Raw genomic sequence first — 9,695 nt, 5'->3', positions numbered from 1 at the left:
TCTTATCCGGCATGTGAGGCCTCTTCGGTGGTTGGGGTTGGCTCGAGGGGTGCGCGCCATTCGCCCGTCAGCAGTTTCTGCATCAGCCCGCGTTTCTGTAGGGTCACGGCTTCAATTTCGCGTTCGGTTGCGGCGAGGTCGTCCCTACTTGTGTTCAGGACCGCGGCGATGGCCTTCTGCTCGTCTAGGTCAGGCAGCGGCAACTTCAGCGCGGCGAGATCGGCATAATAGGTGCGCTGCCGAACGCTGCCCGAGCCGCCGCTGTTGATGTAGTGGGCCCACCAGGATGTCTTGCGCAGGTGGTCGAGATAGTCGGGGTCTAGCCCGTCGGCGTCGCAGACGAAGACGACATAGTCTGGGCTGACCAGTGCCGCTTCCTCGCGCTCGTTCATGGCGATGGACCCGACATTGATGCGCATCGGGTTGTACGCGAAAGCGCGCGGCGGCAGGCGCTTGTATCGGCTGATGTCGGCGGCGATGGTCTGCTCGCGCATTGGGACGACGCCCTCTGCCTTGGTGACGCCCATGACGCACTCCCGGCCGAGACCCTTGGCACCGTTCCGCTTTGTCAGTTCTTGGGTCACCGCCTCCAGCCGGGTCGGTGCCCAGTTGTGGCGGAGGCCCTTCAGGCGGAGTCTCCCGAACAGCAATGCAGCGCGGAGGGCGCCGAGCCGACGCTCCTTCGCCGCGCGGAGGGCGGTGAGCTTTTCGAGCGCCTCTTCCCAGGTCCGCAGGATCTCGGCGATCTTGCGCTGTTCGGAGAGCGCAGGAATACCAACCGGCACTTCGAGAATTCTTTTTGGCGAAGTGTGTCGTACTGTGGAGCCCGAGGCCGTTGCTCTAACGTGTCGCTGCACCAAATCGGAATTCAAAAGGCAGCAAAGGAAACCGCGATCCAAACCGCTCGGGTTCTTTATCTGGACGAGACCGATACGCTGGTTGTGCAATACAGGAAGTTCGGACTTTAGAACGACCGCATTGCCAAGGATTGCCATGTCTTTGGTCAAGTCGGTCATGACAACCAGTATGTCGCCGTTCTTCAGGACGTAATCTGTGGGAATAGGACCATCGTAGAACTTAGTCTTTGGACCGAAGTACAAACGCTTCTCAACGTGGAAATTACCTGGAGTAAGGAGAACATAGTCCGTCGGCTCGTCACTTGCGTACTGACTGCTGAACGCAAAGCCATGTTTGATCTCCAATAGCTCACCAAGCGCAAATTCACGCATCAATGCCGAGCTCCCTCAGATACCCGGCCATTTTCGCCCGAACCTCGGCCAGTTCCGCCTCGATCCGCACAATGTCCTTCTGAACAGCGGCAACGTCGATCTCTTCCTCCGGCTCGAAGGTGTCGACGTAGCGGGGGATGTTGAGGTTATAGCCGTTCTCGGCGATCTCCTCCGGGCTCGCCCGGTGCGAATACCGCTCGACCTCGGCGCGGGTGGCGTAGGTCTCCAGCACCTTGGTGACATGCGCCTCGTCCATCACGTTCTGGGTCTTGCCCGGCGTGAACTCCTTGCTGGCGTCGATGAACAGCACGTCGCGCCGGTCCTCGTTCGCGCCGCCTTCCTCGCGTGAGCGGTCGAAGATTAGGATGGCGACCGGGATCCCGGTGGTGGTGAACAGGTTGGCGGGCAGGCCGACGACCGCATCGAGCAGGTTCTCTTCGATCAGCTGCTGCCGGATACGCCCCTCGGCACCACCCCGGAAGAGCACGCCATGTGGCACGATCACCGCGACACGGCCGGACTGCCGCTTGGCGATCTCGATCATGTGGGTGATGAAGGCGTAGTCGCCCTTGGACTTGGGTGGCACGCCGCGCCAGAAGCGCTTGTACTGGTCGCTGTCGGCATCCTCCGCGCCCCACTTGTCGAGCGAGAACGGCGGATTTGCGAGCACCACGTCGAAGCGCATTAGGTGGTCGCCCTCGACCAGCGCCGGGCTGTTGAGCGTGTCGCACCACTCGATGCGCGCGGCGTCCTTGGCGTGCAGGAACATGTTCATCCGGGCCAGTGCCCAGGTCGCCCCGTTCACCTCCTGCCCGTAGAGGGCGAAGTTCTCGGACCCGACTTCCTTCGACGCCTGGATCAGCAGCGAGCCAGACCCGCAAGCCGGGTCGCAAATCGTGTTGCCGGGCTGCGGCGCGGCCAGCTTGGCCAGCAGACGCGACACAGGCGCAGGGGTGAAGAATTCACCCGCCTTCTTCCCGGCGTCCGAGGCGAAGCGCGAGATCAGGTAGATGTAACACTCGCCGATGATGTCCTCGGTCACCCGCGATGGGCGCAGGTCGAGCGCGGGCTTGGCGAAATCCTCAAGCATGTTCTTGAGGCGGCGATTGCGGTCCTTCGGGCGGCCGAGGTTGGCCTCGGAGTTGAAGTCGATGTTGCGGAAGACGCCTTCGAGCTTGGCCCGATTCGCATCCTCGATCTTCTCGAGCGCGATGTTGATCAACTCGCCGATGTTGGCCTCGTTCCGCTGTGCGTAGAGGTCGTAGAAGCTGGCGCCTTCAGGCAGGATGAAACGCTCGCGTTCAAGGCGTCGGCGAATGCGGGCCTCATCGTCGCCATACTGCTCACGGTAGGTCTCGAGGTGGTCGTTCCAGAGGTCCGAAATGTACTTCAGGAACAACATCACAAGGATGTAGTCCTTGTACTGGCCAGCATCGACGGCACCACGGAAGGTGTCGCAAGCCGCCCAGGCGGTCTGGTTGATCTGCTGTTGGGTGATCTGATCGGTCATCAGGCAATTTCCTTCTGGTCGGCAGCCTTCGCGACCTCACCGAGGATGGCGCTCAGGAGGTTCTCCCGGCGAGCAGCGAGCAGGCGGAGCAACTGCCCCTCCTGCCGGGCAAGGGCATTTAGTTCGACGATGCTTTTTTGTGTGGGCAGCTCGGGCACAGCGATCTCGAGGTTTTCGAGAACGGCCTTCGGGATCATCCTTAGACTTGTGCCCTGAGCTTCCGCGCCAAGCTGGCGTTGCGCATCAGGCTGATTGATGGCCCAAGCCAGGTATTCCGGGAGAATGCGGCTCCTGTCGGGGCGAACGATCACCAATGGGACGATCACAACGACGGGCTCGGGCAGCGGATCGGGGATTGCCGCGGCAGCATTCGGTTCGCCACGTGAGCGGAATACCACCTCCCCGCCGCGGACAAAGTACCGGTCGGACAGCTTGCTCAGGTCGTATCTTTGGAAATCTGGGCCCGGCGTTTCGCCGGTCGTTCCGACGTCACGCAATTGCAATGCCGGCACGCCGCCCTCCGGCACAGGATCGAGTCTTCCGCGCGCCGTGTATCCGGAGTGAATGTCGGAGAGTTCCGAGAGCCGCATCATGGAAAACCTCTGTAGATTGATCTACTGATATGTAAGCGATGCCGTTCAGCGGGTCAACCGATCGAGTTGCAGTTTTTTACCTACAGAGAAAAATGCAAGGATTGGTACTTCAGTACGAGAGGGAATGGCTCGAGCCCTAGTGACAGACGTAAGGCCACGCGTTCGATCTCGGCGGCGCCGAGGGCGTTGAAGCAGTTCATGAAGCGATGCGGATGTAGATTTCGGCTGACCGCCGTGCCGCCGCGCGTCAGGATCGCCGCATGGCACCGCCGGGGGTCAAAGGCGTCATCTCCAGTGACGATGCCGATCTCTTCGTCCTCCGGGTTCTGGTCGAGAAGGTCCGGAAGGACGGGACTGTCGCCCTCGCGGTCGGAGGTGAATTCCACTGCCCGGTCAGGGCCCAGGCACGGTAGGCGTAGTTTGCTAGATTCGCAGGATCATATTTTCCTAGGAAGCTGAACTGCTAGCATTACTTCGGGCGCCGTCTCCGAGCCTGTTTCAGAACCTTGAAGTGCAGATTATACAGTACGCGAACCTGCGGATCGAACGGCCCGCTATGCCAGCGCAGCGTCGCAGCATGGTCCGGGTGCTGGCTGTCTGCTATGGCTTCGAGAAACCCGGCATACCCGGGAAGCTCGCCAACATCCTCCGGCGGGCTGCGGCCGGTAGCGTTTTCGAGCCGCGGGTAGAGGCGTCCCCGCTCAGCCTTCTCCCGCGCCTCCACGGAGATACGATGGCGCCAGTCGTCCCCGAAGTCGTAGCCATGTACCATGAAGGCCCCCTGCCCTGCCCCAACCAGCTCGGCCAAAGTTGCCCGCCGCGCCGACTGCGCACCCGTGTCGAATTCCGGTTTGTAGCCGCGCCAGCGGATTTCCCCGCCGAAGAATTCCCATAAATGGCTGTTATTCTATACGAACGCCTGCATCGTCCAGATACAGACAATCGAGGTGCATATCCTCTGGCACAAGCAGTTAGCGCGAAACTGCGGAAGCAATGCCGTCGAGGGTCTACCCGAGGCGAAGAAGGGCATGCGTCAACTCCTAGATTTCTAGGATCATATCTTCATAACCGGCCAGAGAGCGGGTTGGCCGCTCCCGGATACCTTCCTCTTCCGGTGCCGCAAGTCACTGCCCCACGTCCACCACCGAATGACCCGAACTCTCTGCCATCGCTAGCATCAGGGTTGTGCCGATACCGGTACGCTGCATCCCGGGTAGAACACAGGTCTGCGTGGCCCCATGAGGAGGCACAATCCTGATGCTGGAAGCATTTTCAGACATGGCGGCAGGCTGTCGGGTCGGAAGCCGCAGCAACGTCAGAGAGCCGTTCTAGAGGCGCACCACTGCCGACGCCAGCCGAAGCAAGGATACTACAAAATCCTATTATTATAGGATTATAGATTTCTGTGACCTTAGGAACGCAGGTTCCTGCCATCCTGCGATTTTTCCTTGCCCGAAAGGACATCAGCGCCGATCCTTCGGAAAACACGAAGAGGCAGAGCATGATCATTTCGCTGATTTCCCAGAAGGGCGGCGTCGGAAAGAGCGCGCTGGCCCGCCTGCTGGCGGTCGAGATCGCCAAGTCGGGCTGGACCGTGAAGATCGCCGATCTCGACCCGGCGCAGGGTACCTCGACCAAGTGGAAGGGGCGCCGTGACCAGGCGGTGCTGCAGCCCGACATCGCGGTGGAGAAATTCCGCACCGTCGAGCGCGCGCTGAAGGAGGCCGACCGCTACGACCTTCTGATCCTCGATGGCCCCGCCCATGCCGAGCGCGGCGGGCGCGACATGGCCGCTGCCTCGGATCTGGTGCTTCTGCCCACGGGCTACAGTCTCGACGACATGGAACCGCAGATCGAGGCAGCCTACGAGCTGGAGGATGGCGGCGTGGCGCCTGACCGGCTGCTCTTCGTCTTCTGTCGCGCCAAGGGCTCGGATGCCGAGGACCGCGTCGCGCGCGCCTATCTGAAGAAGGCGCGAATGACGGTTCTGACACCGGTCTTTCCCGAGCTGGCCTCGATCCGGCAGGCCCATGCCGAAGGACGCGCTGCCTCCGAGGTGCCGTTCTCCAAGGTGCAGGACAAGGTGGTCGCGGTGGTGCAGGCCATAGTCGACCGTGCCGGCGCAATGGCGGAGGTGACATGATGGCGAAGGGACTGAAGATTGCCGAGCCGCCGCGGCGGCGCCGAGAGGTTGAGGCCGAGGCGGCGCCGGTCGTGGAGACTGCTGTTCCAGGAGAACTGTTCAGCCAGATCGCCGAGCACGAAAAGGTGCAGTTCAACAAGCGCATCCCGCGCGGCACAGCGGACGGCTATGAAATCCTTGCCATCCGAACCCGCAAGCGGGTGCCGGATCTTCTGGTCGAGGCACTTCAGTTGCTCGAAGAGAAGTACGGCAAGGCATAGAATGCTATCATTGCAGCATCCTAGGAAAAGGAGAGCCTAGAATGCTGCAATCCTGTACGGGAGACATGCGGAACGGGAACCGGACTTTCGTGCGGCTCGTCAGGCCGCATCATCTTGGATCTTTCCCTGTAAAATCTGGGCACCTTAGGATATCCGATCCGGACCTAGAACCGGAACTGGAACCGGCCATGACCTTGCCTGACCGCGGCGAAGCCATCACGATCGTCGAGCCCCTCATTCCGGAGGAGGCCTCGAAGCACCGGCCGCAGCTGAACGATCTCGTGCTGGAACTGACCGACGCCGCCGCCGAGCTGCGCGGCGCCATCCCCGAGGGGATGCGCGCGCCGCTGGCCGAAGCGATCCGGGCGATGAACTGCTACTACTCGAACCTGATCGAAGGACATTATACTCATCCGGTCGATATCGAGCGCGCGCTGAATGACGACTTCAGCGCCAATCCGGAAAAGCGCGACCTGCAGCTTGAGGCGCGCGCTCATATCCGCGTCCAGGCCTGGATCGACGGGGGAGGGCTTCCCGATCACCCGCTGGCGCCGGAATCCCTTCTGGAGATCCACCGCCGCTTCTGCACCGACCTGCCCGAGGACCTGCTATGGCTCGATGCACCGGAAGGCACGCGGTTGCGGATCACGCCCGGCGCCTTCCGCGACCGCGACGTACAGGTCGGCCGCCATGTGGCCCCCAGCCCCGGCGCCGTGCCGAGGCTGCTTTCCCATATCCACCGGATGCACCGGATGCGCGGACGACTGGATGCGGTGCTCGGCATCGCCTGCTCGCATCACCGGCTGAACTGGGTGCACCCGTTTCTCGACATGAATGGCCGGGTCACCCGGATGGTATCGCACGCGCTCCTGCTGCAGACGCTGGGCTCGGGCGGGCTCTGGTCGGTGTCGCGCGGGCTGGCACGGCAGGAGAGCGAGTACAAGCGCCGCCTGATGGCCGCCGACGAGCCCCGCCACGGCGGCACCGACGGGCGCGGCAACCTCTCCGAGCAGCGCCTGACGGAGTTTGCCGAGTTCTTCCTCGGAACCTGCATCGACCAGGTCCGGTTCATGGAAAGCCTGATGCGGCCGCAGGAGCTCAGGGAGCGCATCCTGGGCTGGTGTGCCCGGGAGACCGGGGCAGGCCGACTGTTGCCGGGATCGGAGCTGGTGATGCGCGAGGCGCTCTTCCTGGGGCGGATCGAGCGCGCGGCACTGCCGGGGCTTCTCGGTGTCGGCGATCGGCAGGCGCGCAAGGTCTCCGCGGCATTAGTCGCCGCCGGGGCACTCCGCGCCGAGACGAGCAGGTCGCCGCTGGTCTTGAACTTCTCGCCGCGCCTCGCCGGGAACTGGATGCCTGGGCTGTTTCCGGAGTAAAATTCGGAATTCCCGGAAGGAGAAATCCTAGAAACCTAGTTTTCTAGGATGATGTAACCTTTGGTAAGGGCATCAACAAATTGCGGCCGGACTATGTGTCGGGTGCTAAGGACAAGCTCAACTGAAGGCTTGCGACTCTGAGGAGACTGGAATGACGTTCACGAAAATTGGCCAGCGCGTGGCCTTTCTAGCCGTTGCGCTTGGCGGCGTAGCCATCATCGCGTCGTTCTTCGTAGGGCCTACCCTGTTCCCGGATTCCGACCGGGCTTCAATGAAACAATCGGGACTTTTTCTCCGGCAGGGGGCTACGATGCTGTTCTGTGGCCTTATCCTTGGAGTGCTTTGCGAAATTAGTGAAAAGCTAGAAATAAAGAATTCCTAGGATACTATATTCCTAGACTTTCGTTGTTTCTATCGCGGCGCGCCCCTTCGCTCCTGCCACTTCCGGCAGAATCCCAGAAAGGCCATCTCCGGGTTCTTCGGTGCCTCGGTCGCCCAGGTCCGCCACTCGGCCTCGATCATGCGAATGTCCCAACCTGGTGCCGCCCCGCGCGCCAGATCGTAAACCTCCGGGTCGAGCGGCGGGATCGTCACCTCGTCCGTCACCTCAGCGGCAACAGTACCGCGGCTGCGCACCACCAGCATGTCTGCCTCCTCGAGGAAACGGATCTCGTAGTCGGGCATGTAGCCGTGGCGCTCGTCCTCCTCGGCGATCTTCGAAACCAAGCGGCGGAACTCGCGTGTCGTCGAGCCGGAGCCGCATTTTCGCTGCAGCTTTTCCAGCCCGATCCGCCATTCCGGCTGCCGTCCGCAATGCTTGCGGGCCAGCTCATAGATGCGCCGCTCCAGCGGCTTCCTGAGGCGGAAGTAGTTGGGACTGAGGGTGAGCACCTCCTGCGCGCATACGGCATTGAAGAGCCAGTCCGAGAGCTTGATCTCGACCTCCTGCATGCGGCCCTCGCGGGTCTCGCGCACGATGGACGCCCGCTCGATAAGGCCGAAGGTCTCGAAAGTCTCCTGGCCGCCGGTGGCGATGTTCGTCGAGATGCGCGTGCCAGCGAGCCGCTCCATCGCTCCCTTGAGCAGCGCATAGCCCCGGCCCGTGGTCATGCGGTTCGTCGCCTTGAGCAAGTCGGACGCCTGGAAGCGGACAACAGGAGAAATCTCGCGGCCGTCATCCATCGCCCGGATCAGCTGCGAGATGCAGTAGATCAGCACGTCGCGGTCATGGACGGTGGCGAGCCCGTCCACCGACGGCTTCACCTCGATTGTGACGCCTCCATTCTCATAGCGGCGCACCCGCGTGTCGGGCTTGGTCGCCAGCGAGAAGATCGGATGCTCCATCGAGCCGATATCCCCCTTCGGCGCGGCATCGAAGATATCGCAGACGAAGAAATCGCCTTGCGGGTGGCGGTCCGGGAGGAGCGGGGAGTCCGACATCGGCAGCCTTTCGACACTTCACACACGGGGTAGGATACAACGACACTTCACACACGGACAAGCTCGAAACGACACTTCACACACGGATACGGCAGAAACGACACTTCACACACGCCGAATCACCACTTTACACACGCTCCAACGACACTCTACACACGGGGGGTGTCCGCAAGATTCTGTTTTAAAATAGAAAAATCGCACTTTTTTTTGCGTAACACAGATCTAACACTTATTTAACACATGGCGCCTGTGGATAAGTTTTGGCGAGCCTTGGCGAAGCCGAAAGATTGGGCATGTCCAGCACCAATGGAGACTACGTCAGAGGCAGCCAGCCAACCCCCACAGGTCGGCGGTACGGCAGGGACTGCGGCGGACAGCGCGCGAAGGCGCCCGGGATGTCGGCCTTGATCGACCTCAGGCGCTGCCGCTCGATCGCGGCCAGCTTCGCGCCGGACCAGCCGAGCCGGGCGAGGGTCTCATCGACCAGAGCCACCGGTTTCGCGCAGATCTCCGTGCCGCGGCGGTTCCAGGCGATAGTCTCCGGCAGAACGATGGCGAGGGCCTCGGCCTCCAGCCCGGCAGTGATCGGCAATGAAGGCGTTGCGCAGCTGCTTGGCGACATCGCCATCCGCGCGGGTCGCCGCGTTGCCGGGGTCACGCCACATCCGGCCGGTATTGTAACCGCGGGAGAAATAGTGGCTCGATCCCTCGGAACCCGTGCGGTGGCGGTAATGGATGCGCTTGCGGAGGTTCTCGGCCGCCGCGCTGGTCGAGCCGATGTAGCGAAGCTGCCCCTCGTGATCGACGAGCCCGTAGATGCCGCGGTCGTTGCGCGGTGCCTCGGAGGTCGGGCGCGGCTCCTCCGCATACAGAGGTGACACATCCAGTTTTTCGACCAGCTCCGGTTCATGGAGAGCCTGATGCGGCCACAGGAGCTCAGGGAGCGCAGGGAGCGCAGGGAGCGCATCCTGGCCTGGTGCACGCGGGAGACCGGGGCAGGGCGCCTGCTACCGGCACTGGAGCTGGTGATGCGCGCCGCAGCGAAGCGCTGTTCCTGGGGCGGATCGAGCGCGCAGCACTGCCCGGGCTTATCGGTATCGGGGATCGTCAGACGCGGAAGGTTTCCGCTGCACTGATCGCCGCC

Annotated in this window: 9 protein-coding genes and 2 pseudogenes; 4 read left to right on the top strand and 7 right to left on the bottom strand. The window is 62.3% G+C overall.

Features of this window, described 5'->3' with window-relative positions; translation table 11 throughout:
- Positions 1–2: 2 nt before the first annotated feature.
- From HCC78_RS25885 to HCC78_RS25865, 5 genes and pseudogenes are all read right to left on the bottom strand, one after another.
- A complete protein-coding gene (locus HCC78_RS25885) occupies positions 3–1,229 on the bottom strand; it encodes a restriction endonuclease subunit S (RefSeq protein ID WP_172331672.1) in 1,227 nt (408 codons plus the stop codon).
- Positions 1,222–2,739 carry a type I restriction-modification system subunit M gene (locus HCC78_RS25880; protein WP_172331671.1) on the bottom strand — a complete coding sequence of 506 codons (1,518 nt, stop codon included), beginning with the start codon at positions 2,737–2,739 and terminating at the stop codon, positions 1,222–1,224. The genes HCC78_RS25885 and HCC78_RS25880 overlap by 8 nt, the downstream gene beginning before the upstream one ends.
- Positions 2,739–3,332 (bottom strand): restriction endonuclease subunit S, encoded by a 594-nt coding sequence (locus tag HCC78_RS25875; protein ID WP_253949366.1) that lies wholly within the window; start codon positions 3,330–3,332, stop codon positions 2,739–2,741. Before HCC78_RS25875 ends, HCC78_RS25880 begins: the two co-directional genes overlap by 1 nt.
- Positions 3,333–3,559: 227 nt before the next feature.
- Positions 3,560–3,733, bottom strand: a pseudogene (locus HCC78_RS35000) (IS5/IS1182 family transposase); the annotation flags it as partial.
- 68 nt (positions 3,734–3,801) lie between these two features.
- Positions 3,802–4,224 (bottom strand): annotated as a pseudogene (locus HCC78_RS25865) (plasmid pRiA4b ORF-3 family protein); the annotation flags it as partial.
- A gap of 609 nt (positions 4,225–4,833) precedes the next feature.
- On the opposite strand from HCC78_RS25865, the gene HCC78_RS25860 reads away from it, so the two are divergent.
- The 4 genes from HCC78_RS25860 to HCC78_RS25845 all read left to right on the top strand — a co-directional run bounded on the left by HCC78_RS25860 (position 4,834) and on the right by HCC78_RS25845 (position 7,493).
- Positions 4,834–5,475 (top strand): ParA family protein, encoded by a 642-nt coding sequence (locus HCC78_RS25860; RefSeq protein WP_172331670.1) that lies wholly within the window; start codon positions 4,834–4,836, stop codon positions 5,473–5,475.
- Entirely contained in the window at positions 5,472–5,735 is a 264-nt protein-coding gene (locus HCC78_RS25855; protein WP_172331669.1) for a hypothetical protein, read from the top strand. Before HCC78_RS25860 ends, HCC78_RS25855 begins: the two co-directional genes overlap by 4 nt.
- Positions 5,736–5,923: 188 nt before the next feature.
- On the top strand, positions 5,924–7,111 hold the full coding sequence (locus HCC78_RS25850) for a Fic family protein (protein ID WP_172331668.1): 1,188 nt from the start codon (positions 5,924–5,926) through the stop codon (positions 7,109–7,111).
- 151 nt (positions 7,112–7,262) lie between these two features.
- Entirely contained in the window at positions 7,263–7,493 is a 231-nt protein-coding gene (locus HCC78_RS25845; protein WP_172331667.1) for a hypothetical protein, read from the top strand.
- Between the two features lie 29 nt (positions 7,494–7,522).
- On the opposite strand, the gene HCC78_RS25840 is transcribed toward HCC78_RS25845, so the two are convergent.
- On the bottom strand, positions 7,523–8,551 hold the full coding sequence (locus HCC78_RS25840) for a replication initiator protein A (RefSeq protein ID WP_172331666.1): 1,029 nt from the start codon (positions 8,549–8,551) through the stop codon (positions 7,523–7,525).
- Positions 8,552–8,864: 313 nt separating this feature from the next.
- The gene (locus HCC78_RS25835) at positions 8,865–9,209 is read right to left on the bottom strand and encodes a hypothetical protein (RefSeq protein WP_172331665.1); all 345 of its coding nucleotides are present in this window, start codon (positions 9,207–9,209) and stop codon (positions 8,865–8,867) included.
- Positions 9,210–9,695: the final 486 nt, after the last annotated feature.

This window comes from Mangrovicoccus sp. HB161399, from assembly GCF_013184745.1.
Taxonomy (GTDB): Bacteria; Pseudomonadota; Alphaproteobacteria; order Rhodobacterales; family Rhodobacteraceae; genus Mangrovicoccus.
The sequence above is the reverse complement of the archived record's forward strand: the minus strand, read 5'-3'. Positions and strand labels throughout refer to the sequence as shown.